Below are 24230 nucleotides of genomic sequence, written 5' to 3'. Positions count from 1 at the left end.
GTTGATGACATTGTTATGGATCGCATCACTTCCCGGGAACCAACAGTGTCATTGGGTGTGTCAAAGGGCGGTAGGGTGAATACAGTGTTTCCGATGTCGAGGCGCACTCCACGAAGGCGTCGGGAACGCTGTCGCACCCGCTGCACAGAACCGGGCGGGTGCCATAGCCCCGGACGCCCTCGATCCCCCGCGAAACGGCGTCCGGGGCTATGGCCTGGCCTTTCGGTCTGTCGCTCAGGGCTGCTGGGCACGGTAGAGGCCCCGGCCAGTGCGCTGGACCCGGGACGTGCCGACGAGACGGTCGAGCGTGCTGCGGATGGCGTTGATGCTCCCGCTGTCGGTGGCGCGGCCCAGCGCTGTTGCCACGTCGCGGGCGCGCACATCGGTGTCACCGACCTGTGAAAGGTAGTTGAGGGTCTGTTCGGTCAGCTTGCCGTACGTGCGATCCGCGTCGTTCTTCGAGCGGGAGGTGTTCTTCGAACGGGAAGCCCGCTTCCCGGCCATCTCGTCGCGCCCGGGCGGCCGCGAGGCCGCCCGGGCGTCGGCAGAGGAACCGACAGGAGCCGCACGGCCCGTGCCCGAGCCCGCCTTTGTCCGTGTCGACGGTGCCGCAGAGCGCCGGTTCGGGTCGACGGTTTCCGCTGCGGGCGCCGTGTCCGCCGGGCCTGTCATCACGCTTTCCAGGGCGTGCACGGCTCGGCGCACGGTTTCGAGATGGTCGGCGACGGCGGCAAGTTCTCTCTCCAGCGACCGTTTCTGCAAGTCCAGGCGGTCAAGATCCCCTTGGAGGCTTTCAGCGGTGCTCTCGATGGTGCGTGCCGTGCGCGATGCCGAAACCATGTCTCCCTCTCATCCTCAACTCAGGTGCCGCGCCCCCGTCCAGCTGCGATGCGCCGGAACGATGCGTTCGGATCTCAGCCGGCACTGTGATGAAGATGCAGCAATGGATGGTGAAGGACTTGTGCACCGATTGTTGCCACTGTCATGGCAAAGCGCAACGGGTGCGTGCGTCATCGGCGGGTCAACCGTCTTGTGCGCCGCGTTCGACGGCCGCAGCGAGGCCGCGGTTCCAGGAACGCAGCTTGTCCGGGTTGAGAACGGCCCACACGTGGGTGACCAGATGTCGGGCGATGCCGAAGCTGATGACGGCGGCGACCTGGTCGCGGTGGCGTACGACGATCGCGGTGCGGCCGTTGGCCGGACGCACGTGCAGGGTGATGTGAGGGCGCGGGGTGAGGAGGGTCAGCAGGGCGCGGCCCACGTGCCGGCTGCCGTGCACTGGTCGGGGGAGGGCGCGGACCTTGCCGCCACCGTCGAAGAACGCGCTGATGTCGGGGGCGAGCAGGGAGTCCAGACGCGCGGCGTCGAGAGTGGCGCAGGCCCCCCGGACGGCGTGGACGATCCGGTCGTGCTGTGGGGGCGTCGTGGCATGTACCCGGGGCCCGCGCAGGCTGTGGCGGGCGTAATCGGCGAGTTCGGCGCTTGCGTCGGCTGGCTGTCCCACGACCGTGACCGTTTGCGGCGGCACGGCGAAGACGTCGTCGAGGACGAACACGGCCCGTTCGGCCGGCGACAGCGTGTTGAGCGCGTCGAGCAGGACGTCGCTGATCTCTTGCGTCAGCGCCCGGTCGATCTCGGTGGCGGCTTCACCCGCGACCGCGGACGAGCCTCTCTGCAGGGGCAGTCGGGCCAGGCAGATGGCGCCCGTGGTTCTGGTCAGCCAGGTGCGCGGTTCGGCGATGTTCGTCCGCTGGGCGTCGGTCAGGCCGTACCACCGCTGGTAGGCATGGGTGACGGCGTCCTCGGCCTCGGGACCGGTGCCCAGCATCCAGGAGGCGACGTCGAGCAGGTGCCGCCGTTCGTCGAGCAGATCAGCGATCGGCACCGTGTCACCGGTGTGCCCCATGAGGCGTCCTTTCCTCCTGCACCCTGCCACGCCCCACCACCGCGTGGCCGCAGCGTTCTTTGCAGAGCAGACCGGCCAGACGGGGATCATGTGACATCCGCCTGGACCTACGTGGAGAGCCCCGCCCCGTACTTCAGCAGCCGATGTCCTACGGCGAACCACGCCGGAGCGAGGAGCCCTCGGAGCCCGGAGGCCGGATCAGGGTTTGACGGCGCGGTAGAGCCCGCGGCCGACCCGCTGGACGCGCGAGGCGCCGACCAGACGGTCGAGTGTGCTGCGGACGGCGTTGATGTTGCCGCTGTCGGTGTCGCGTCCCAGAGCGGACGCGACGTCGCGGGCGCGGATTTCGGCGTCTCCGGCTTTCGCGAAGTAGGCCAGGATCTGTTCCGTGAGCTTGCCGTACGTCTTACCGGCGTCGTCGCTCCCGCCGGCCCTGGCCGGGGGCTCGTCGGCCGGAGCGGCGGATGCCGAAGCTCGCGCGGGCTTCGGCTTCGCCGGGGAGGGCGCGTCCACGGGACCGGGGGGCGTGGCGGCCGGGCCGGCGCCGGGCATGAGGGCCTGAAGGGCGTCGAGCGCCCGCTGCACGGAACCGAGGTGGGCGGTGACCGCGGCCAGTTCCCTCTCCAGCGCCTGCTTCTGGATCTCCAGCCGGGTCAGGTCCTCCTGGAGACTCTCGGCAGTGCTCTCGATGGTGCGAGCCGTCGGGGTCACGGAGACCATGGGTTCCTCTCGTCCTCAACCCTTTGTCCTGGCGGGACCGCTCGATGTCACGGCCCGCCATCCGGCGCGGCACCGGGGGATGCTGCCGCACATCATATGCAGCGGCCCCGCCGGTACGAGAACAGAGTGGGCAGGCCCACGGAGGACACACCGTTTCTTGCGGAGGCGGGGTGCCGGCCTTACTGATCGGTGCGATCCGCCCGCACGGGCCGTCAGCGACGGCCCGTCGGTGAGGGGGTGAGCCCCGTGTCGCTCCCTTCGTCCGCCGGTGCCTCGGTGTCGCCGGATCCGGCCACGGACCGCGGCAGCCGTCTGATCTTCTCGGACACCGCGTGGATCTGGGCGTCCACCTCGTCGATCGCCTCCCGGAGCACACCCAGCCGTCCCTCGAGGACGGCGGCCTGCGCGGCCAGCGAGACGGCGACGGCGGCGGGATCGGTCCGGCGGTCAGCGCTTCGAGTCATCCGCGCGTCCCCCCTCGACCCGCGTCGGAAGTCCGGTGGATGGGCTTCTCGGGACCAGCGGCCGCTCGGAGGCGGCTGATGTATGTGTCCCTGCCATGCTGCTCCTTCGTCGCCGCGGGGCCCGGGGCAGAGACCGCCGCGAGCCGTCGATACCGCATTGACCGGGTAGTGACGGGAGCTGTGACAGCCGTCGTACAGCTGCCGCGTTAGGGCAGTTCGCAGCCGGGGGACGGAGCGTCCTGGGAGAAGGGGGCGCCGTGCGGCAGGACGTAGAGAACCTCCAGGACGACGTCCGTCGCCCCCCGGTTCTCGCCGATGTGCACGTGATCCGCGCCCGACGGCTCCTTCAGGAAACTGCCCTTCTTGTACACGCCGTCGGACGTGCAGGAGGCGTCGAAGTGACTCAGGGTGCCGTGCTTGACGTAGGCGTACAGGGTGCCGTCGTGGTAGTGCCACCCGGTCGCCTGGCCGGGAGGAATGGTGATCTCGCGGAGGATGTAGTCCGTGTCGCCGACGGTCCGCTGGGCCAGGACCTTGCCGCTGACACCGGGGCCGCCGGGGGTGGCCTGGGCGGCTCCCGGAACGAGCGAGAGCCCTATGAGGGAGGCTCCGACGACAGTGGCACGTGCTGAAGTGCGCATGATGATTCCCTTCGGAACGTGAGTGTGAGGAGCGGCCCGGAGTAAGGAGACTCCATGGGCAGCCTGTACACACGACACACTATATTGCCACTGAGTGGGACAGAAGGCCGCAGGTCGACGTGACAGTGTGTTTCGTTGCAGAGATGTCAGCATCTCTCCCACTTCTCGATGCGGCGGGCTCACCGACCGGGGGAGCGGGACCCAGCGGGTAACGTTCCGTGCGACGCGGCCGCGGCGGCGGCAGGGCCGCGCGGAAGGGGGAGTCGGTATGGAGCACATCGGTGACGCCATGCCGCTCGCGGAACTGCTCGACGAGCGGCGGCACCTGGTGGAGGTCGCGCACTGGATCCTGGGCAGCCGGGTCACGGCCGAGCGCGTCGCCGACGAGGCGTACCGGGAGTGGTACGGGCTCTCCGACGGCGAGCGGTCGCGCATACGGACGCCGCGGACCTGGCTGACCCACGTCGTGGGCGGCCTGTCGCTGGCACGGCTGGCCCCGCTCGGTCCGGACGGTGACGCGCGTGGTTCCGCGCGCCGCCGGGCACCGCGCGAGGACGGGCTGGAGGGCGAGGTCAGCGAGGTGCTGCTGCGGGCGGTGGACACGTTGTCACCGGCGCAGAGATCCGCGTTCGTGCTCGACGGTGTCTCCGGAGCGTCCGCGTCCACGGCACCGGGCGGCGCGGTGCGACCGGTGCCGGTCGGCGCCGACCCGGCGGTCACGGCCCGGCAGGGTCTGCGCGCCCGAAGCGGCCGACCGCCATCGCCGCGTCGGCAGGAGGAGATCGCGCGCGCCGTACGGCAGGCGTGCGCCGACGGGAACCACGACGGTCTCAGAGCACTGCTGACCGACGAGGTCACCGCGTACTTCGACAGCGGCGGCAAGGTCCGCGCGCCCACCAGGCCCGTCACCGGCGACGAACACGTCGCCCGGAGCCTGCTCACCCTGCTCTCCGCCCGGCCGCGGACCACCGTGGACACCTGGCCGGTCAACGGACGCACCGGACTGGTCGCCCGCTACGACGAGCGGGTCGCCGCCGTGATCACCCTCGACCTGGTCCACTCCCGTGTCGCCCAGATCTGGGCAGTCCTCAACCCCGACAAGCTGCGTTCCTGGAACAGTCCTGCCCCTGAAGGCATTTGACTGCCTGTCAGAGAGAGCTGCAGGCCACCTCGAGCGAGCCCGAGCAGGAGCGGAGAGCGGCGATCTTGCTCGGGTTGAAGACCCACATCACGTGATGGATGCCCGGTGCGTGGCCGCGACGGTCATGAAGGTGGAGGCCCGGCCGTCGCGGTACAGGACGACTCCGCCGCGACCGTTGGCCTCGGCCGCCTCGACCTCGACCGTCGGCCAGAACCGCGGATAGGCGGTCGACAGGTTCGCCACGCGGGCTCGACCGAAGACCGGGACGCGGGCCGCCCCGCGCATGCCGTTCCCGTCGGACAGACTGACCGCGTCCGAGGTGAGCAGCACTTCCAACAAGGCGACATCCCCCTGTCGGGCGGCAGTGACGAACGCATCGAGCAGCCTTCCGTGCTCGACGCTGTCCCGCTGGTCCTCGGTGAGGTGCTTGCGGGCCCGGCTCACGATCTAGCGCACGTTGACGGGGCTGAGCCCCAGAATCTGTGCGATCTCCGGGTAGGAGCAGTCGAAGGCCTCCCGCAGCACGTAGGCGGCACGCTCGGTCGGGGGGAGCTTCTCCAGCACCAGGAGCAGGGCGAGTTCCAGCGCTTCCGGCCGTTCGGCACCGGCCTGCGGGTCGTCGCTGGTGTCGATGGGTTCGGGCAGCCACGGACCGATGTAGGTCTCGCGGCGGACCCGGGCCGACTGGGCCACGTTGATGGCCAGTCGTGTGGTGGCGCTCGACAGGAAGGCCACGGGACTGACCACCACGGCCCTGTCGGTGTGCTGCCACCGCAGCCACACCTCCTGGACGACGTCCTCGGCCTCCACCGCACTGCCCAGCACGCGATAGGCGATGCCGAAGAGACGCGGTCGGAGCTTCACGAAGACGGACACGGCCTCATGCAGGTCGCCCTCCACGGGGATCGCCTCTGGATGCATGTCCTTCGCTCTCCGTTTCCTGTTGCCGGTTCTTGACGGAGGCAGTGCGCACGCCGGGACCGCCCGGGCGCCGGGTGCGCGTTCCCGCGGGACACCTCCGCTCCAAGAGACCGAGCACGCGGACGCTTCGTTACAGGTGCGCGACGCACTTTGTGCCAGAACTTCACGATCCGCCGCCGGCCCGGCGCCGATGTCACACATGTGCCGATCCATCGGTCCTTCCCAGTGAAGGGTGGTGGCGTTCTGCCACCCGCGTGGGAGCTGGCGGCGCGCTGCCGGCCACTTTCCCCATGCTTCCCCCCACGTGATGAGCCACCCCCGAACAGTGTTCGTTCCACACTCAGGAGGTGTTCCATGGATTGGCGCGACGGGAGCCTGTGCCTACGAGAAGACCCGGATCTCTTCTTCCCGGTAGGCAACATCAGGAGTGGCCAGACAGCCCTTCAGATCGACGAGGCGAAGGCCGTCTGCCGCCGGTGCCCGGTGGCGGAGCAGTGCTTGTCGTGGGCCGTCGACGTGGGCCCGGTCGAGGGCATCTGGGGCGGTACGACGGAAGGAGAGCGCCGGGCCATGCCACCGCGGACGATGCGTCGGCCGACGGCGAGGGAAGCGGCTGCGTGAGCGCGGCGCGAACGATGTCAGGGTGGTCCCGGGAACGGGACCACCCTGAAGTCTGTGGTGAACGGAAGGGACCCGCCGTGACGCGGTGCGCACGGCAGGCCCCGGCCCGGGGCAGCAGGCTCCCCAGTGCCGGCTGCCCGGTGATGACTCAGCCCTGCTGCTGCGCGAGCCGGTCGGCGAAACGGGTCTCCGCGATGTGCGCGTCCGGGCCGGGGAGCAGCGTGGTCTCCTGCAGTTCCGCACCGAAGTACGGCGCGTGCACGTCGGACACGACCTTGCGCGGGTCGTTCTGGGCGGCCAGGCCCTTGCCGATCAGCTCGTCCAGCCGGAAACGTCGGGACCGGCGACCTCCACCACCCCGTTGACGGGGGTGCCGACGGCGGTGCGGCCCACGGTCGCGGCCACGTCGTCGGAGTAGACGGGCCGGATCTTGACCGGGGCCAGACGGACGGTGTCGCCGTCGGTCGCGGATTCGGCGATGCCCTTCATGAACTCGAAGAACTGCGTGGCGTGCACGATGGAGTACGGGATGCCCGAGTCCTTGGTCAGCTCCTCCTGCGCCTGCTTGGCACGGAAGTAGCCGCTTTCCTGGAGCCGCTCCGTACCGACGACGGACAGTGCCACGTGGTGGGTGGCACTGGTGAGGTGCTGGAGAACGTCGTCACATGCTGACGTCGGGCCACGCGACGGTGTCACACCTTTGCCGTCTCGCCGGTCTTGATTGGGACAGCAGTTTATGAATGCACCTGAACAGTGCGGTCAGTGCAGGCAGTGCAGTTCTGGACGAATCGGATCCGTCGTGCCCGCTGTGCGCTGACCCGATGCGGGACCAGAGACGGCGAGCCCCGGGGTGCGACGCAGAAACGAATGGTGACGAGATGGGCAACGACAGCCGGCCGGCCGAGCCGGAGCGGGGGCGCGGCGGAGAGAGACTCGCCACGTGGGTGGACAGCCGGACGGGCCTGCGGGGGCTGACTCGCTCCGCGCGCCGCCTGGTCTTCCCGGACCACTGGTCGTTCCTGCTCGGCGAGATCGCGCTCTACAGTCTCGTCATCCTGCTGATCACGGGTGTCTACCTCAGCCTCTACTTCCACCCTTCCGCCGACCTCGTGATCTACGACGGCCGGTACGCGCCGTTGCGGGGTCAGTTGGTGTCCCAGGCCTTCGACTCGACCCTGCACATCTCCTTCGACGTCCGCGGCGGTCTACTCGTCCGCCAGGCTCATCACTGGGCGGCACTGGTCTTCGTCGCCGCGGTGTTCGTGCACCTGCTGCGGGTCTTCTTCACCGGCGCGTTCCGCAAGCCGCGTGAACTGAACTGGGTACTGGGGTTCCTGTTGCTCGTCCTGGCCATGTTCGCGGGCCTGACCGGCTATGACCTGCCCGACGACCTGCTGTCCGGAACCGGCCTGCAGGTGGTCAATGGCACTCTGCTGTCGATCCCGGTCGTCGGGACCTACCTGTCGTTCTTCCTCTTCGGCGGTGAGTTCCCCGGTGAGGACCTGATCGCCCGTTTCAACACCCTGCACACGCTGGTCATCCCTGGGTTGATGATCATCCTGCTGGTCGGCCAGGTGGCTCTTGCCGTACGCCACCGGCACACCCAGTACGCCGGGCCGGGCCGGACCGAGAACAACGTCGTCGGCCTTCCGTTCAAGGTTCATGCCGTCAAGTCCGCCGGCTACTTCTGCTTCGTAGCCGGCGTGATCTTCTTCATGGCCGCCGTGGCCCAGATCAACCCCGTGTGGGACTACGGCCCCTTCCGCCCCGACCAGGTCTCCGCCGGATCCCAGCCGGACTGGTACATGGGCGTCGCGGACGGCTTGCTGCGCGTCATGCCCGGCTGGGAGATCGACCTGTGGGGCCACACCCTGGCCCTGGACAACCTCCTGCCCCTGCTGGGCGGGATGCTGCTCTTCCTGGCGATGGGCGCCTACCCCTTCCTGGAAGCCTGGGTCACGGACGACGACCGTGACCACCATCTGCTGGACCGCCCCCGCAACCGCCCCGTGCGGACCGCCCTGGGGGTGGCCTGGCTCAGCGTCTACGTGGTGGCGCTCATCGGCGCCGCCAACGACGTGATAGCCACCAGGCTGCACGTCTCCGTCAACTCAGTGACGTGGACCGTGCGCGTCGGCCTGTTCGTCGTCCCGGTCCTGGCCTTCGTGATCACCAAGCGTCTCGCACTGGCCCTGCAGCGCCGCGACCGCGACAAGGTGCTGCACGGGCGCGAGACCGGCGTCATCAAACGACTGCCGCACGGCGAGTACGTCGAGGTCCACGAGCCCCTCGACCAGGCGCGGTTGCACACTCTCACCGCCCACGAGCAGTACCGGCCCCTGGAGGGCGGGCCCGACCGGGACCCCGACGGCTCCGCGCCCGCCCGCACCCGGCGCCTGCGCGTCGCGCTCAGCCGTGCCTTCTACGGCCCGGGCACCCAGATCCCCAAACCCTCGCCGGCCGAGCACAAGGAGCTCACCGGGCGGCATCGGCCCTGAGCCGCGCGGCGGCATCGGCGCCGTCCTCGTGGCCGAAGCGGCCTCACCAGCACCCCGGCAGACGGCCACTCAGATCTCGTCGGCCTCCACCACCACCCGCTTCCCGTCCGGGAGACGCGGGCACCGATCACCGATCCCGTCCGAAAGGCAATCGACATGGACCGAACCTCCCGCACCAGCCGGGCCCACACCGCTCTCACAGCCCTCGCCACCGCGAGCATCTTCGCCGGGCTGCTCGTCACCACGACCGGCCCGGCCGCCGCCGACAAGGGCGCCGCCACCGAGGCACCCAAGCCCACCGTCGTCCTGGTCCACGGCGCGTTCGCCGACTCCACGAGTTGGAACGACGTCATCCGCAAGCTGCGGCACGACCGGTACCCGGTGGTCACCGTCGCCAATCCGCTGCGCTCCCTGAGCGGCGATTCCACCTACCTCAAGGATGTCCTGGCCGGCATCGACGGGCCCATCGTCCTGGCCGGGCACTCCTACGGTGGCTCGGTGATCAGCAACGCGGCCACCGGCAACGAGAACGTCAAGGCGCTGGTCTATCTCGCGGCCTTCCTCCCGGACAAGGGCGAGAGCGCGGTCGAGCTGTCGGGAAAGTTCCCCGGCAGCACGCTCGGCGACGCGCTGCGGCCGGTGCCGACCACGAACGCCGACGGCTCCCAGGTCAACGACCTCTACATCCACAACGACAGGTTCCGCCACCAGTTCGCGGCGGACGTGCCTCGTGACAAGACGGACCTGATGGCCGTCACGCAGCGGCCGGTCACCGACGCCGCCCTGGCCGAGGGCGCGGCCGAGCCGGCCTGGAAGACCATCCCCTCATGGGTCCTGGTCGCCACACAGGACCTCAACATCCCGCCCGCGGCCCAGGAGTTCATGGCCCAGCGGGCCCACGCCCACACCTCGAAGGTACGGTCCTCCCACGCGGTGAGCGTCTCGAAGCCCGGAAAGGTCACCGAGGTCATCGAGGACGCCGCTCACTTGGTGCGCTGACACCGCCAGACGGGTCCTGAGCGGACGGGCGCGCTGCCGCGAGCCCGTCCGCACGGCTCGTCGCGATGTCACACCCGGCCGGTGCGGCCGGTCAGGTGTCCGCGACCCGCTCAACCGGCCGACGCTCCGGCGGGCCACCTCCCGCACCGGCCCCGGATGTGCAAGGACAAGCTCATGCGCCGCGAACCGCGGATCACACCGATAGGCCCCGCCGACCTCGCCCGAACCGTAGCGCTGCACCGCCGCTGCTCACCGCAGACCCTGTGGAGCCGCTACCACCGGGCGATGCCCGACCCCCGCACCTACCTACCCACTCTGCTGACCCGCCCCGGTTCGGTCCACCTGGCCGTGCTGGACGTCACCGGACGCTTCGTCGCCGTCGGACATCTGATGCCGGACCACTCGGCCGTGGAGGCCGCGCTGTTGGTCGAGGACTCCTGGCAGGGCCGCGGACTCGGAACCTGTCTCCTGCGACGTCTGGCGCGGCACGCGCTCAGCGGCGGCGGGGAGACCCTCTACGGTCTCTTCCTGGCAGGGGACGAACGGATCGATGCCATCCTGCGCCACGCGGACGTTCCCGTGCACCGCACGGAGGAAGGCGACACCGTCACCGCCTGGGCGCGGGCCCGGGACCTCGCCGACCTCCGCACGGAGCGGGCGAACCGGCCACGGTTCTGTGGCCGGTGTCCGCAGGGCGGCAAGGGCGGATGACACCACATGCCTGCGCCGGTGCGGTGGCAGGGCCGCACCAGCGCTCCTTCTCCTACGCCACGGTGTCGGCGTACAGGTCGTCCTCGAACGCCGCGGCCTACAGGATCGCCTTGACCGAGGTCAGGTAGCGGGCCGCGTCCGCCCCGTCCACCAGCCGGTGGTCGTACGACAACGACAGGTGCACCAGGTCCCGGATGCCGATGACCTCGTCGTCGCCGTCGCGGACGACCGCCTGACCGTCGCGCCCAGGCCCAGGATCGCGGCCTCCTTCGGCGGCACGGTGACGGTGTCGAACAGCGCGCCGCGCGAACCGGTGTTGGAGACGGTGAACGTCGCTTCCGTCACGTCGTCGGGAGTGAGGTGCCCGCCGCGGGCCCGGCGACCGTCAGGTCCCCGGCCGCCTTGACGACCGGGGCGCGGCGCCGGAGACGACGCCGCCGACTGCCGCGGCGACGGCCACCGGACCACCGTGGCGTGCCGCGGTCAGCGCGTAGGTGGTCAGGGCGAGCGCCAGGGCGCCCAGGACGGCGCCGGGTACGTCGAAAGCCCAACGCCCCCGGCCTCCAGCGCCGGTGGCCACCACCGTGTCCTCGCGGAGCCTGCCCACGGATTCCGGGACGTGGTTCAGCGCGACGGGCACGCACAGCAGCGCCGGGACGATGCTCAGCAGAAACGTCCACCGCCAGCCGGGGCCGTCGACCAGCCACCCGCCGAGGAACGGTCCGAGGGCCGCCGCGATCCCGCCGAAGCCGGACCACAGGCCGATCGCGCGCGGCCGGTCGTCCGGGTGGAAGGAGGCCTCGATGATCGCGAGCGAGCCGGGGGTGAGCAGCGCGCCGCCGACGCCCTGCAGGGCCCGGGCGGCGATCAACGTGCCGGCGTTCGGGGCGAGACCGCACAGCAGCGAGGCGACCGCGAACCACACGACGCCCACGACGAAGACCCGTCGTCGCCCGAGCCGGTCGCCCAGGGAACCGCCCAGCAGGATCAGGCCCGCCAGGGCCAGCATGTAGGCGTTCACCGTCCACTGGAGCACGGCGAGATCGGCGCCGAAGTCCCGGCCGATACGCGGCAGCGCGACGTTGGTGACGGTGGAGCCGAGCAGGACCACACTCGATCCCAGCACCGTGGCCAGCAGGGTCCACCGGCCGCGGGCACTGGCGATCCGGAGCAAGGGAACGGGAACAGGGGCGGCGCCGTCCGTGGCGGGAGAGTGCATCATGTTGTGTCCTGGCGTCAGCTGGTGACCACAGGCCGGCGGGGCGGGAGTCACCCGGGCGACGGCGGCAGTCGGTGCAGCGGGGCGAGCGGACACCGGGCGGATACCGGGCGGCCGGTGTCCGTCGCCCGGCCGATGGCCGGGGTGGCCGGGTGACGGACCCGCGCGTCCGGCCGGGCCGGAGCGGTCGGCTCAGCCGAACATGCCGGGCTTGTAGCCGCCGGCCGGCTGCCGGTTGATGACGTTGATGCGGTTGTAGGCGTTGATGACCGCGATCAACGAGATCAGCGCCGCGAGCTGGTCCTCGTCGTAGTGCTTCGCGGCGTTCGCCCAGGCATCGTCCGACACCCCGGCCGAGCCGTCCGCGATGCGCGTGCCCTGCTCGGTCAGTTCCAGGGCCGCGCGCTCGGCCTCGGTGAAGACCGTCGCCTCGCGCCACACGGCCACCAGGTTCAGCCGCTGCTGCTCCTCGCCGGCGGCGGTGGCGTCCTTGGTGTGCATGTCGGTGCAGAAGCCGCAGCCGTTGATCTGGCTGGCACGGATCTTCACCAGCTCCTGAGTGGCGACCGGCAGGGTCGAGTGCACCGCCGCCCCGGCCGAGTTCAGGTGCTTCATGACCTTGCCGGCGAGCGCGTTGCCGAAGTAGTTGATGCGAGCTTCCACGGGGGATCTCCTCAGGTGCGGAACAGTTACGGTCCACTGACCGGAAACCTGCCGGATCTGTGACACCGCGGGTCCCGGTGCACCGGGATACCCGGTGGGGCACCGTGTGAAGATGTTGGTACCACGCTCCACGTCCGGGCGGCCGTACACAGCCCGATAGCATCACAGCACACCGTCAGCGAATACAAGGTGATCACCATGGCAACCGAAAGTGTTCTGCATCCGAGCCTCATCGTCCCGATCGGGCACGTCGAAGCCGTCCCGCGCCGCATCCGGGGGACGGTCGCCGGCCGGGTCGTCTTCGACACCCGCCGTGCCCTGTACGTGTGGGAATGGCAGGCATACCCGCAATTCAGCATCCCCGTCGAGGACTTGGTCGACGGCGAGCTCCGCGACGACGGACACATGGAGCAGCTCGGTGCCGGCCCGGCGCACCGTCACACTCTTCAGGTCGGACCGGAGGTCCGCGAAGGGGCGGCGTGGGTCTGGGGCGAGGGCGCTCCGGGCGCTCTGCGTGACACCGTGCGTTTCGAGTGGGAAGCATTGGACACCTGGCTCGAAGAGGACGAGCCGGTCTTCGTGCACCCCCGCAGCCCCTACTCCCGTGTCGACGCCCTGCGTTCGAACAGCAGGGTCCGGGTCGAGCTGGACGGAGTCGTGCTCGCGGAGGCCGACAACTGCGTCAAGCTCTTCGAGACCGGCCTGCCGACCCGCTACTACCTCGACCCCGCGACCATCGACTGGACCCGGTTGCGCCACTCGGACACGGTCACACGCTGCCCGTACAAGGGGACGACGAGCAGCTACTGGTCCCTCGACAGTGACGCCGCATCCCACGAGGACATCGCCTGGACCTACGACTTCCCGACCGCCCACGTCCACCGCATCGCGGGCCTGACCGCGTTCTACAACGAGCACGTCAACCTGTACATCGACGGCTTTCTGCTGCCGAAGCCCGCGGATGCCAACCGGACTTCAGCCGACCAGTGACCGGCGGGCGCATTCCACATTCCTTTCCCCGGCGCTGTCACACAATGACTCCCGGCCCGGTCTCATAGGAGGGAAAGACCTCCCGAACTCACCGCCCGTAAAGGACCGTGCCATGAGTGACATTGTTCTCGAACCCGCCGCGCAGGAATTCGCCGACGCCACCGCCAAGCCGCCGCTGCTGTACGAACTGGGCGTCGAAGGCGCCCGCAAGCTGCTGGACGACGTCCAGTCCGGACCGGTCGAGAAGCCCGACGTGGACGAGAAGTGGATCACCGTCCCCGCGGAGGTCGGCGATGTGCGGGTGCGCATCATCAAGCCCGTCGGCAGCACGGGCGTCCTGCCCGTGATCCTTTACGTCCACGGAGGGGGCTGGATCCTCGGGAACGCCGGCACCCACGACCGCCTGGTGCGCGAACTCGCCGTGGGCGCGAAGGCCGCCCTGGCCTTCGTCGAGTACGACCGCTCCCCGGAGGCGAAGTACCCGGTCGCCATCGAGCAGGCGTACGCCACTGCCCGCTGGATCACCGCCCAGGGCGCCGACGAGGGGCTGGACGGCTCCCGCCTGGTCGTCGCCGGTGACTCCGTCGGCGGCAACATGAGCGCCGCCCTCACCCACCTGGCCAAGCAGCGGGGCGACGTGACGTTCCTGCACCAGTCGCTGTACTACCCGGTCACCGACGCGGGGCAGGACACCGAGAGCTACCGCACCTTCGCCCACGGGCCGCACCTGACCGCGAAGGCCATGGAGTGGTTCTGGAACGCCTACACCACCGACCCGACCGAGCGGGACCAGGTCACCGCCTCCCCGCTGCGCGCGACCCTGGAGGAGCTCCGGGGACTGCCGCCGGCGTTCGTCGCCGTCGACGAGAACGACGTGCTGCGCGACGAGGGCGAGGCCTACGCGCGCAAGCTGATCCAGGCCGGTGTGCCGACCACGAGCGTCCGCTACAACGCCTCGCTGCACGACTTCATGATGCTGAACCCGGTCCGCGGAACCCAGTCTTCCACCGCGGCGATCGAGCAGGCCGTCCACGTGCTACGCAAAGCCCTCGGCACCAATTGATTCCGTGCGCGGCAAAGGCGCGGAAAACGATCTCTGTTTTCCGCGCTCGCCGAAAGATCGCTCCTTCGAACCAGTACAACCCTCCATCCGATGGCGCGCGCAGGGCGCAGGCCGCATGCCACCGGCTGAATGAAAGGCCCCTTTCATGAGTGCACAGAAGCCGACCGTCGTCCTCGTCCACGGAGCGTTCGCGGACTCCTCGAGTTGGAACGGCGTCGTCGAAAGGCTCCAGTCCCACGGCCATTCCGTGGTGTCCGCGAGCAATCCGTTGCGCGGGCTGAGCACGGACAGCGACTACGTCCGGCAGCTCGTGGAGTCCATAGCCGGCCCCGTGGTCCTCGTCGGGCACTCCTACGGCGGTTCGGTGATCAGTAACGCCGCACGCGGACTCGACCGTGTCAAGGCGCTCGTCTTCGTCGCGGCCTTTCTGCCGGACGAAGGGGAGAGCGCGGTCGCCCTGTCCGGGAAGTTCCCGGGCAGCACCCTCGGGGAGACGCTCCGCCCCGTGCCGATCGCCCTTCCGGACGGCAGCCGGGTGGCGGATCTCTACATCGAGGAGAGCAAGTTCCACCAGCAGTTCGCCGCCGACGTCCCCGAGAAGACCGCGGCGGTCATGGCCGCCACCCAGCGGCCCGTGGCCGACGCCGCGCTGGCCGAGGGGGCCTCCGCCCCCGCCTGGAGGGACATTCCGTCCTGGGTCCTCGTGGCGACCGAGGACCGCAACATCCCGGCCCAGGTACAGATCTTCATGGCCGAACGCGCGAAGGCCACGGTCGTGACCGTCGACGCCTCCCACGCGGTCGCCGTCTCCCGTCCCGGTGACGTCGCCCGCCTGGTCGACGAGGCGGTACAGGCCACCGGTTGAGCCACCGTGGTACCGAGGCGCGGTCCGAGTCATCGCGCCGTCCTCGCGGCCCGGCTCCGCTCCGGGCGCCGGGCCGCCGACTTCGGGAGCGCATCTATGAGCACGGAAGAGCAAGCCGCTCGCGGGCTGGCCGACATGGAGGCCTACCTGTACCGGGAGGCTCATCTCAGTGCCGCCCGTCAGCGCGTGGCCGCCTTCATCGCGCAGTCGGTGGGGCTGACCCACCAGCAGAAGAGGGACATCGAAGAGTGGTACCTCGACGAGCAGAAGTACGTCGCCGGGGTGGTGACGCAGCACATCGCCGACAGCGTCGCCGAGGCCGACTCGGCCCGTCAACGGCGTTTCCTGCGCTGGATGCGCCGGCTGATGATCGCTGTGGCCGTCCTGACCCTGCTGACCTTCGTGGGCACGGTGCTCCTCGTGAGCTCGCGTCCCTGACCCGAGCCTTGGGAAGAGCGGCGGTTTGGAGCCGGCCCCAGGCACTGTGAACGCCGGGGATGTCGTGGCCGCGGGAGGCGGCCATGGCGAGGGGTGGGGCACGGTAACAACAGCTCCGGCGGTCGATGCCGTCGCGGTGAGGCGCTGTCGCGACCGGGGAGTGACGTGGATCATGGGTCTGAGAGGGCATGGATGCCGTGCGGCGACCGGTGTTCCCTGGCGGCATGAACGAAGAACACACGGTTCCCTTCCCCGCTCCGTCCCACTGGATCGACGGCCGTGCCGTGCGCGGTTCCGGGCCGCTGATCGATGTGGTGAATCCCGCCGACGAATCGGTCGTCGCCACGTTCCACGAGGGCACGGCCGAGGACGTGGACCTGGCGGTGGGTGCCGCGCTCGCCGCGTTCGACGGGTGGGCGTCGACGTCCGTGGAGCTGCGGGCGGCCGTCATGCGGCGCCTGGCCGAGAGCCTGGAGAAGCACCGTGAGGAACTGGCGGCCACCATCACCCAGGAGATGGGCGCGCCGATCAGCTTCTCCCGGCAGGCGCAGGTGGGTTTCCCGGTCGCCTCGATCCTGGCCGCGATCGCGGCGGCCGAGCAGTTCGAGTGGACGTCGGTGGTGGACAACTCGCTCGTCGTCCGCGAGCCCATCGGCGTCGTGGGCGCGATCACTCCGTGGAACTTCCCGCTCCAGCAACTCGTGACCAAGGTCGTCCCTGCGATGCTCGCGGGCAACACCGTCGTCCTCAAGCCGTCGGAGCTCTCCCCGCTCAGCGCGCGGACGTTCGCCGAAATAGCCACCGAAGCCGGCCTGCCCGACGGTGTGTTCAACGTGGTGCAGGGCACCGGACCGGCCGTCGGCGAGGCACTCGCACGGCACCCGAAGGTCGACATGATCTCCTTCACCGGATCCACTCGGGCCGGCCGGGCCGTGTCGGTGGCCGCCTCCGGCACCATCAAGCGGGTCGCCCTCGAACTGGGCGGCAAAGCCGCCCACATCATCCTTCCCGAGGCCGACCTCGACGCTGCCGTCACCCGCGGTCTGGCCTTCGCCTGGGCCAACGCCGGCCAGGCCTGCGGCGCCTACGTGCGGATGCTCGTGCCCGAGGGGCTTCAGGAGACAGTGGTCGAGAAGTTGCGGGCAGCGGCCGAGGAGTACGTCGTCGGTGATCCCACCGACGAGGGCACGCGGATCGGCCCGCTCGCCTCGGAGACCCAGCGCCGCCGCGTCGACGACTACATCCGCCGCGGCGTCGCCGACGGCGCCACGCTCGTGGTCGGCGGCCCCGGCCGGCCCAAGGGCCTGGAGACCGGCGCCTACGTCAGGCCCACGATCTTCGCCGACGTCGACCCGGAGTCGGTCATCGCCCAGGAGGAGATCTTCGGCCCCGTCCTCGTGGTCATCCCCTACGCCGACGACGACCACGCCGTCGAGATGGCCAACGGCACCATCTACGGGCTCAACGGCGCGGTGTCCGGTGAGGAGGAGCACGCCATGGCGATCGCCCGGCGCCTGCGCGTCGGCCAGGTCGACGTCAACGGCGGGCAGCACAACTTCCAGGCGCCCTTCGGCGGGTACAAACAGTCCGGCAACGGCCGGGAGATGGGCCGTGCCGGGCTCGAAGAATTCCTGGAGACCAAGGCGATCACGCGGTGAGGCGGCCCGGCGTCGGCGCACGGAGCTGACAGCGCGGCCCGCGGCAGCGGAACACACCGTGGCACGGGAATGCATCGTCCTGATCGCATCGTTCACCTGGCCGAAAGGTGAGGACGACGCACCTCCCGGCAGAGAGGACAGCGATGGCGGACCGAGCAGCTCTGGCAGCCTTTCTCCGGGCCCGCCGCGAGGCGCTCCAGCCGGAGGACGTCGGCCTTCCCCGTGGGCGCCGCAGGCGCACCGGAGGACTGCGCCGCGAGGAGGTCGCAACACTCTGTGACATGTCGGCGGACTACTACAGCCGCCTCGAGCAGCCACGAGGCCCCCACCCCTCCGAGCAGATGCTCGCCGCGCTGGCCCGCGGCCTGCGCCTGTCCCTGGAGGAGCGGGACCACCTCTTCCGGCTCGGAGGGCATGCCGTGCCGCGCCGGGTGCGGAGGGAGGACCATGTCGATCCGGGAATGATGCGCATCCTGGACCGGCTCGAGGACACCCCCGCCCTGGTGATGAACCACCTCGGGGAGACACTGAAGCAGACACGTCCGGCCGTGGCACTGCTGGGCGACGCGACGGCGTACACCGGACTGACCCGCAGCGCCCACTACCGCTGGTTCACCGACCCCGCCTCCCGCCTGATCCGCCCGGAGAGCGAGCACACGGAGCAGAGCCGTCTGATGGTGGCGGATCTCCACGGTGCCTACACCCGCGACGGCGCGCACTCGCGGGCCGCCGAGCTCGTGGACGCGCTCATCGAGAAGAGCTCCGAGTTCGCCGACATCTGGCGGAAGCGTCCCGTACTGGGGCCCGCCTGCGCTCCCAAGCGTTTTCTCCACCCCCAGCTCGGGACGCTGGACCTGCACTGCCAGACACTCGTCGACCCCGACCAGTCCCAACGGCTCGTCGTCTACACCGCCACACCGGGAACAGAGAGCCACACCAATCTGCGCCTGCTGTCCCTGCTCCCCGATCACCTGTCACAGAACCGGGCCGTGCCCGGTCGTTAGCGTATGAGTCAGTCCTTGGACGCGAAGACCGGTGTCGACGGTCCGGTCACGGTGATCAAGAGCTACAGCGTGCCGGTGGAGGAAGCCGAGCGTTTCATCGAGGTCTACCGGGAGAACGCCGGGATCATGGCGCACCAGCCCGGTTTTCTCCGCTCCCGTCTACACCGGCCACTCGCCGACACGCCCGAGGTGCGGTTCGTCCACATCGCCGACTGGAGTTCGGGCCTCGCCCTCGACCGCGCCACCGCCGACCCTGAGTGGCTCTCCTCGCTGCAGCGGATGTTCGACGATCCCGGTCTCCACATCACCTCGGAACCCGCCGGCTACCGCGTGGTCGTCCACTCGAACCGTCCTGACCCGGTGCCCGTCGTCTCGGCTCAGGCGACGGCGTCCTCGTGCGCGAGGCGCGGCATGCGGTCGAACTGCGGGGGACCGGCCGGATGGCCGATGTTCACGACGAGGACGCAGTGCCAGTCGCCGTCCGGGAAGAACTCCTGGTCGATCCCTGCGGCGTCGAAGCCGGCCATCGGTCCGGCGGCGAGGCCGCGGGCACGGACGGAGAGGATGACGTACACCGAGCGACATGAATCCCGGTAGCCCGAGCGACTCCGTCCTTTCGGAGCGCCTCTCCGAACTGTCCGGCGCGGGACTCACCGTGCGCGAGGTGGAGCCCGGACCGCCGGTCATGGTCCGGCACCGCCTCACCCCGGACGCAACGGCCCTCATGCTCATCCTCAGCGAACTGGCCGGGTGGGCGTCCCGTCACCTGCCGCAGACGCCGACCGCCCCGCGGCGCGGCAAGAACTGAGCCGGACGCCTTCTCCCGGGGTCACCGTCTCTGCTCCGGTGACCCGGCGTGGGCCGAGACGTCCCGCACCAACTCGGCGATATGGGTGGGGGTGGGCGGGACGGGCTCGCGCCGTACCCCGGTCGCCGGCGACCACACCAGAGTGACCGTCAGGTCGGGGTCGACATCGGGGTGGTCGGACCGGTGGTGACTGCCCCGTGTCTCCTTGCGCTCCCGTGCGCACTCCAGTGTCGCGCGCGCGGCGAGCAGGGTGGACCTGAGGTCGTAGGCGTACGCGAGGTCCTGGAAGCCGCCGATGTCGATGTGGATCCCGGCGTGAGCCGTGCGCGCCTCGATCTCGGCGAGTCCGGCGAGCCCGGCGGCGAGACCGGCCTCCTCGCGCACGACGCCGGCGTGTTCCGTCATCAGGTGGCGCACCGAGCGCAGCAGGGCGCGGATGTTCTGGTCGCCGTTGGCAGCCAGCAGGCGGGACACGTCACTCTCCGCGGCGCGCACCGCCGCGGGGGAGCGTTGCTGCACGGTGAGCCGGGCCGAGTACTCCGCCGCGGCCCGGCCCGCGATCCGGCCGTGGACGAGGAGTCCGATCAACGAGTTCTCCTCCTGCCGGTTCGCGCCGTGCAGTCCGCCGGCCGCCTCCCCGATCACGTAGAGCCCGTTGACATCGGTGCTGTGGTCCTTGGGTCTCACCCAGACCCCGCCCAGCGAATACTGAGCGGTCGGCGTGACCTCGACCGGATCACGGGTGATGTCGAGTGTCTGCACGTCCAGCAAGGTCTGGTGCACGTGGGGCAGCCGTGTCAGGACGGTCTCGCGCGGGAGATGGGACAGATCGAGCCACACCCCGCCGGCCTGGGTGCCGCGCCCCTCCTTGATCTCGGTGTAGGCGGCCGCGGCGACCCTGTCCTGGCTGCAGCGCTCCATGCGCTCGGTGTCGTAGCGCGCCATGAACCGTTCACCGAGGTTGTTGAGCAGCACTCCGCCCTCACCGCGTGCCGCGTCGTCGACGAGCAGGCCGGCCGCGTGCTCCGGCCCGACCAGACCGAGGGGATGGAACTGCACCAGCTCGGGGTCGCGCAACCGGGCGCCCGCCTCGACGGCGAGGCGGAAGGCGTCGCCGCCGCTCTCGTCACGGCGCGACGACGTGCGCCGCCAGATGCGGGTGTGCCCTCCGGCCGCGAGGATCACGGAGTCTGCGTGCACGAGGTAGCGCGAGCCGTCGGCGAGGTCGAACCCGTAGGCACCGAAGACCGTTCCGTCGTCGACCAGCAGCCGGGTGACGTACACGCCGGTGAGGACGGGGATGCCGAGCTCCGCCGCGCGGGTCTGCAGTGCCCGGTGCATCCCCGGCCCGGCATGCTCGCCGGTGAACGCGGCGCTGTCGTACGGGTGGCCGGACCGGCGCGGGCCGTAGCGTCCCACGTCCTGGAAGCCCTGCTCCGCGTAGCGGGCGACGACTTGGGCGGTTCGGGGATCGGCCAACAGACGGCCCTCCCGCAGCGTTTCGGCAGAGTCCCGACGAGGTGTGGCAGCGGCATGCGTGCGCTTGGCCACGGCGATGACCGCGACACCGGCCTCCGCGACCTCGATGGCCGCGCGGAGGGCTGATCCACCGGCTCCCACAACGAGCACGGATGTGGCGAGCTGGTGTCCGAGCGATGACACGAGGGACCTCCTGCGGCGGGCGACGGGCGAGATCATCGGCAGGTCGACCGGACAGCGGGCTCTTTTGTGACACCTCCCGAGGATTTCCGGACGTGGAGACTGTCACAGGCAACGGACACACAGGGTGTGAGGCGTCCCGGATATCGTTACAAGGCTTGTTCCGACAATGTTGTGGGGCCTTTTCGTCCCCAGATGTCCCGAGGAGCCGCGTCGTATGATCGCCAGCCCGCTTCCCGACCTGGTCGGCCGGCAACGCGAGTGCGCGGCGCTCGAGGACCTGCTGGCCGGGCTGAGCGAAGGCGGGCCTCGCATCCTGGTGGTCCGCGGCGAGGCCGGCATGGGGAAGTCGGTGCTGCTGGAGTACGCGGCCGCGCAGGCGTCGCGGGTGAAGGTGACCTGGGCGAACGGCATCGAGGCGGACATGGAGCTGCCCTACGCCAGCCTGCACCAGGTGTGCACACCGTTCCTCGGCGAACTGGACGAACTTCCGGAACCTCAACGCGACGCCCTCCGCGTGGCGTTCGGCATGGCCGCCGGAGATCCCCCCGACCGTTTCCTCGTCGGACTCGCCGTGCTGACCCTGCTCACCCGGGCCTCCGAGACCCGGCCGGTACTCGTCCTGGTCGACGACGCCCAGTGGCTGGACCAAGTGTCCCTGCAGACGCTGGAGTTCGTGGCACGCCGACTGCTCGCCGAGGCCGTCGCCATGGCATTCTCGGTGCGGGACCCCGAGGGCGGGGCCGCCCTCAACGGCCTGCCCACCCTTCGGCTGGAAGGTCTGGACACCGCTGCGGCCGGACAGCTCCTGGAATCCGTCGTCGGCGGCCGGCTGGAGAAGCGGGTCCGGGACCGGTTCGTGACGGAGATGGACGGCAACCCGCTCGCGCTGCTCGAGTTCTCCCGCGGTCGCAGCGCCGCCGAGCTGGCCTACGGACTCGACTCGTCGGCCCGGCCGGGCGCCTACGGGCCGGTCGCGAACCGCGTCGAACGCGACTTCGCCGGCCGGATCGGTTCCCTCCCGGCGGCGACCCGCACCCTGCTGCTGATCGCCGCGGCCGAACCGGTCGGTGACGCGCGCCTGCTGGTGCGCGCGGCCGGCCAGCTCGAGATCGTTCCCTACGCGGCACCGGCCAAGGCGGCCGGTCTGATCGAGTTCGGGGAGTCCGTCAGGTTCCGGCATCCGCTGGTCCGTTCCGCTGTCTACCAGGGAGCCACGCCCGAGGAACGCCGAGCGGTGCACCGGGCGCTGGCCGATGTCACGGACCCGGTGCTGGACCCCGACCGGCGCGCCTGGCATGCCGCCCAGGCCACCGACGGGCCGGACGAGGACGTCGCCGCCGGCCTTGAGCAGGCCGCCGACCGCGCACGGCAGCGCGGCGGCATCGCTGCCGAGGCGGTGCTGCTGGAGCGCGCGGCCGAGGTGACACCGGACGCGTGGGCGCGCGGCCGCCGGGCCCTCGCGGCTGCCGAGGCACACTTCTCGGCCGCGGCGCCCGACCGGGCCACCGAACTCGCGACGGTGGCCGAACTGTGTCCTCTGAGCGCTCTGGACCGTGCCCGGCTGGCGCGCCTGCGGGCCCGGATCCTCTTCGCCCGCAGCCGCAGCGACGAGGCGGCACCTCTGCTGCTGGAGGCCGCCGCGCAGTTCACTGCCGCCGGATCGCCGCTGGCACGCGAGACATACCTGGAAGCGATCAGCGCGACCATCTTCGCCGGCCGCGTCCACGGCCCGACCGGCGCCCGCGCGGCAGCGATCGCTGCCCGCAACTCAGGGGCGCCCCCCTCCGGTTCGGTGGCCGCCGACCGTCTCCTCGACGGCGTCGCCGCGCTTCTCGCGGACGGGTACGAGACCGGAGTCCCGGCCTTGCAGGGCGCGCTGGACCTGCTCGTGCACGAGGAACTCGGGACCCGGGAAGCGGTCATGCGCTGGCTGCTGCTGGTCCCGGTCGCACTGGAAGCGTTCATTCACTACGCCTGGGACCTGCACGCATGGGACGCGCTGTCGGGCCGGGCAGTGCGCCTGGCCCGCGACGTCGGAGCGCTCGGCGCTCTGCCCCCGGCCCTCATCTACGCCGGCGGAGTGCACATCCACTACGGAGACTTCCCCGAGGCCGACCGGATGATCGACGAGGCCGACGCGCTCACCACTGCGACGGGCCACGCCCCGCACAAGTACGCGACCCTGGTCCTGGCCGCGTGGCGCGGCGAGGCGGAGGTCGCCGTCGGCATCATCGAGGAAGCCAGACAGCGGGCCGAACAGAGCGGCGAGGTCTCCCTGCTGGGCGCCACGGGCTACATCCAGGGAGTGCTCTTCAACGGCCTGGGGCGCTACGAGGAGGCGCTGGAGGCCGCGCGTGCGGGCATCGAGCACGACGGATTCAACTTCACCGGTCTGTCGCTGGTGGAACACGTCGAGGCCGCCACCCGGTGCGGTGAACTCGACCAGGCCCGCGCCTCGCTGGCCCGGCTGATCGAGCTCACCCGGTTCGCCGACTCCGGATGGGCACGCGGCGCCGCCGCCCGCGGGCAGGCACTCCTCGCCGACGGCGACGCGGCCGACCGGCTGTACCGGACCGCGATCGAGGAGTTCGAGCGCGGCGGTGTGGCCGTGGAGGTGGCGCGCACCCACCTGCTGTACGGCGAGTGGCTGCGCCGCAGGCAGCGCCGCTCGTCGGCTCGGGAACAACTGCGTACGGCTCACGAGATGTTCGACGGCATGCGTGCGCACGCCTTCGCCGAGCGGGCCCGCCGCGAACTGCTCGCCACCGGCGGGCACGTCAGGGTGCGGGAGGACAGGCCGAGCAGCGCCCTGACTGCCCAGGAGTTCCAGGTCGCCGCGCTCGCCGCCGACGGCATGACGAACGCGAAGATCGGCGCGGAGCTGTTCATCAGCCCGCACACCGTGGAGTGGCACCTGCGCAAGGTGTACGTGAAGCTCGGCATCAACTCACGTCGCGCGCTGCCCGGTGTCCTGGGGGACGCCCCGGCCGATGACCTCGACGACGAGGACTCGATGCGGAGCGCCTGACGCCGGCCGCGGGGGCCCACGGACTCGACCACGGGTCTTACGGGCTTCCACGAGCGGCCCACAAGGGTCCAACGGGTCCCACGGACCCCACCACGGGAAGCAAGGGCGCGGGGGCCGGTGTCCCGCGGCGAGGGTGGAACCACGCCCTCGACGGGCGCCCTTCCACGATGAGGAGTTCCCCATGCCCGCGACCGGCCCGCAGACGACGAC

Annotated in this window: 21 protein-coding genes and 4 pseudogenes; 14 read left to right on the top strand and 11 right to left on the bottom strand. The window is 70.4% G+C overall.

Annotated elements, in window-relative coordinates; all coding sequences use genetic code 11:
* Positions 1-234: 234 nt before the first annotated feature.
* The 5 genes from ACTWQR_RS32605 to ACTWQR_RS32585 form a co-directional block, all read right to left on the bottom strand.
* On the bottom strand, positions 235-840 hold the full coding sequence (locus tag ACTWQR_RS32605; RefSeq protein ID WP_443230804.1) for a hypothetical protein: 606 nt from the start codon (positions 838-840) through the stop codon (positions 235-237).
* Positions 841-1021: 181 nt separating this feature from the next.
* Positions 1022-1906 carry an RNA polymerase subunit sigma gene (locus ACTWQR_RS32600; protein WP_443230803.1) on the bottom strand — a complete coding sequence of 295 codons (885 nt, stop codon included), beginning with the start codon at positions 1904-1906 and terminating at the stop codon, positions 1022-1024.
* A gap of 198 nt (positions 1907-2104) precedes the next feature.
* Complete coding sequence (locus ACTWQR_RS32595) at positions 2105-2626, bottom strand: hypothetical protein (protein ID WP_443230802.1); 522 nt, start codon at positions 2624-2626, stop codon at positions 2105-2107.
* 212 nt (positions 2627-2838) lie between these two features.
* Positions 2839-3090 (bottom strand): hypothetical protein, encoded by a 252-nt coding sequence (locus ACTWQR_RS32590; RefSeq protein WP_443230801.1) that lies wholly within the window; start codon positions 3088-3090, stop codon positions 2839-2841.
* Positions 3091-3296: 206 nt separating this feature from the next.
* Positions 3297-3731, bottom strand: coding sequence for a cupin domain-containing protein (locus ACTWQR_RS32585; RefSeq protein WP_443230800.1), 435 nt, complete (start codon positions 3729-3731; stop codon positions 3297-3299).
* Between the two features lie 268 nt (positions 3732-3999).
* On the opposite strand from ACTWQR_RS32585, the gene ACTWQR_RS32580 reads away from it, so the two are divergent.
* Positions 4000-4872 (top strand): RNA polymerase subunit sigma, encoded by an 873-nt coding sequence (locus tag ACTWQR_RS32580; protein WP_443230799.1) that lies wholly within the window; start codon positions 4000-4002, stop codon positions 4870-4872.
* A gap of 7 nt (positions 4873-4879) precedes the next feature.
* On the opposite strand, the pseudogene ACTWQR_RS32575 reads toward ACTWQR_RS32580, so the two are convergent.
* Positions 4880-5793 (bottom strand): annotated as a pseudogene (locus tag ACTWQR_RS32575) (sigma-70 family RNA polymerase sigma factor).
* 354 nt (positions 5794-6147) lie between these two features.
* Between ACTWQR_RS32575 and ACTWQR_RS32570 the strand changes: the two are divergent.
* Positions 6148-6414: a WhiB family transcriptional regulator gene (locus ACTWQR_RS32570; RefSeq protein WP_443230798.1), complete on the top strand. Its 267-nt coding sequence runs from the start codon at positions 6148-6150 to the stop codon at positions 6412-6414.
* A 148-nt stretch (positions 6415-6562) separates the two neighbouring features.
* Here the strand turns inward: ACTWQR_RS32570 and ACTWQR_RS32565 are convergent.
* Positions 6563-7047, bottom strand: a pseudogene (locus ACTWQR_RS32565) (SDR family oxidoreductase); the annotation flags it as partial.
* A gap of 245 nt (positions 7048-7292) precedes the next feature.
* Between ACTWQR_RS32565 and qcrB the strand changes: the two are divergent.
* The 3 genes from qcrB (at position 7293) to ACTWQR_RS32550 (ending at position 10622) form a co-directional block, all read left to right on the top strand.
* A complete protein-coding gene (qcrB, locus tag ACTWQR_RS32560) occupies positions 7293-8912 on the top strand; it encodes a cytochrome bc1 complex cytochrome b subunit (RefSeq protein WP_443230797.1) in 1620 nt (539 codons plus the stop codon).
* A 156-nt stretch (positions 8913-9068) separates the two neighbouring features.
* Positions 9069-9911 carry an alpha/beta fold hydrolase gene (locus ACTWQR_RS32555; RefSeq protein ID WP_443230796.1) on the top strand — a complete coding sequence of 281 codons (843 nt, stop codon included), beginning with the start codon at positions 9069-9071 and terminating at the stop codon, positions 9909-9911.
* A gap of 174 nt (positions 9912-10085) precedes the next feature.
* Entirely contained in the window at positions 10086-10622 is a 537-nt protein-coding gene (locus ACTWQR_RS32550) for a GNAT family N-acetyltransferase (protein WP_443230795.1), read from the top strand.
* A gap of 97 nt (positions 10623-10719) precedes the next feature.
* On the opposite strand, the pseudogene ACTWQR_RS32545 reads toward ACTWQR_RS32550, so the two are convergent.
* The 3 genes and pseudogenes from ACTWQR_RS32545 to ACTWQR_RS32535 form a co-directional block, all read right to left on the bottom strand.
* A pseudogene (locus tag ACTWQR_RS32545) lies at positions 10720-11035 on the bottom strand (2-oxo acid dehydrogenase subunit E2); the annotation flags it as partial.
* Between the two features lie 2 nt (positions 11036-11037).
* Positions 11038-11844: pseudogene (locus tag ACTWQR_RS32540) on the bottom strand (MFS transporter); the annotation flags it as partial.
* Between the two features lie 189 nt (positions 11845-12033).
* Entirely contained in the window at positions 12034-12504 is a 471-nt protein-coding gene (locus ACTWQR_RS32535) for a carboxymuconolactone decarboxylase family protein (RefSeq protein WP_443230794.1), read from the bottom strand.
* A gap of 198 nt (positions 12505-12702) precedes the next feature.
* On the opposite strand from ACTWQR_RS32535, the gene ACTWQR_RS32530 reads away from it, so the two are divergent.
* From ACTWQR_RS32530 to ACTWQR_RS32495, 8 genes are all read left to right on the top strand, one after another.
* Positions 12703-13494: a DUF427 domain-containing protein gene (locus ACTWQR_RS32530; protein ID WP_443230793.1), complete on the top strand. Its 792-nt coding sequence runs from the start codon at positions 12703-12705 to the stop codon at positions 13492-13494.
* A 112-nt stretch (positions 13495-13606) separates the two neighbouring features.
* Positions 13607-14557: an alpha/beta hydrolase gene (locus ACTWQR_RS32525; protein ID WP_443230792.1), complete on the top strand. Its 951-nt coding sequence runs from the start codon at positions 13607-13609 to the stop codon at positions 14555-14557.
* Between the two features lie 145 nt (positions 14558-14702).
* Positions 14703-15422, top strand: coding sequence for an alpha/beta fold hydrolase (locus ACTWQR_RS32520; RefSeq protein ID WP_443230791.1), 720 nt, complete (start codon positions 14703-14705; stop codon positions 15420-15422).
* A 96-nt stretch (positions 15423-15518) separates the two neighbouring features.
* Complete coding sequence (locus ACTWQR_RS32515) at positions 15519-15860, top strand: hypothetical protein (protein WP_443230790.1); 342 nt, start codon at positions 15519-15521, stop codon at positions 15858-15860.
* 224 nt (positions 15861-16084) lie between these two features.
* On the top strand, positions 16085-17518 hold the full coding sequence (locus tag ACTWQR_RS32510; RefSeq protein WP_443230789.1) for an aldehyde dehydrogenase family protein: 1434 nt from the start codon (positions 16085-16087) through the stop codon (positions 17516-17518).
* A 143-nt stretch (positions 17519-17661) separates the two neighbouring features.
* A complete protein-coding gene (locus ACTWQR_RS32505; RefSeq protein WP_443230788.1) occupies positions 17662-18522 on the top strand; it encodes a helix-turn-helix transcriptional regulator in 861 nt (286 codons plus the stop codon).
* Positions 18523-18525: 3 nt separating this feature from the next.
* On the top strand, positions 18526-19119 hold the full coding sequence (locus ACTWQR_RS32500) for an antibiotic biosynthesis monooxygenase family protein (protein ID WP_443230787.1): 594 nt from the start codon (positions 18526-18528) through the stop codon (positions 19117-19119).
* Positions 19106-19330, top strand: a complete 225-nt coding sequence (locus tag ACTWQR_RS32495; protein ID WP_443230786.1) for a winged helix-turn-helix transcriptional regulator — start codon at positions 19106-19108, stop codon at positions 19328-19330. The genes ACTWQR_RS32500 and ACTWQR_RS32495 overlap by 14 nt, the downstream gene beginning before the upstream one ends.
* A 21-nt stretch (positions 19331-19351) precedes the next feature.
* On the opposite strand, the gene ACTWQR_RS32490 is transcribed toward ACTWQR_RS32495, so the two are convergent.
* Positions 19352-21028, bottom strand: coding sequence for an FAD-binding protein (locus tag ACTWQR_RS32490; RefSeq protein ID WP_443230785.1), 1677 nt, complete (start codon positions 21026-21028; stop codon positions 19352-19354).
* A gap of 178 nt (positions 21029-21206) precedes the next feature.
* Between ACTWQR_RS32490 and ACTWQR_RS32485 the strand changes: the two genes are divergently transcribed.
* The gene (locus ACTWQR_RS32485) at positions 21207-24020 is read left to right on the top strand and encodes a helix-turn-helix transcriptional regulator (protein ID WP_443230784.1); all 2814 of its coding nucleotides are present in this window, start codon (positions 21207-21209) and stop codon (positions 24018-24020) included.
* The last annotated feature ends 210 nt before the right edge of the window (positions 24021-24230 follow it).

The organism is Streptomyces sp. 2A115 (genome assembly GCF_052245575.1).
Classification (GTDB): Bacteria; Actinomycetota; Actinomycetes; order Streptomycetales; family Streptomycetaceae; genus Streptomyces.
This window is presented reverse-complemented; position numbering and strand designations above follow the sequence as displayed.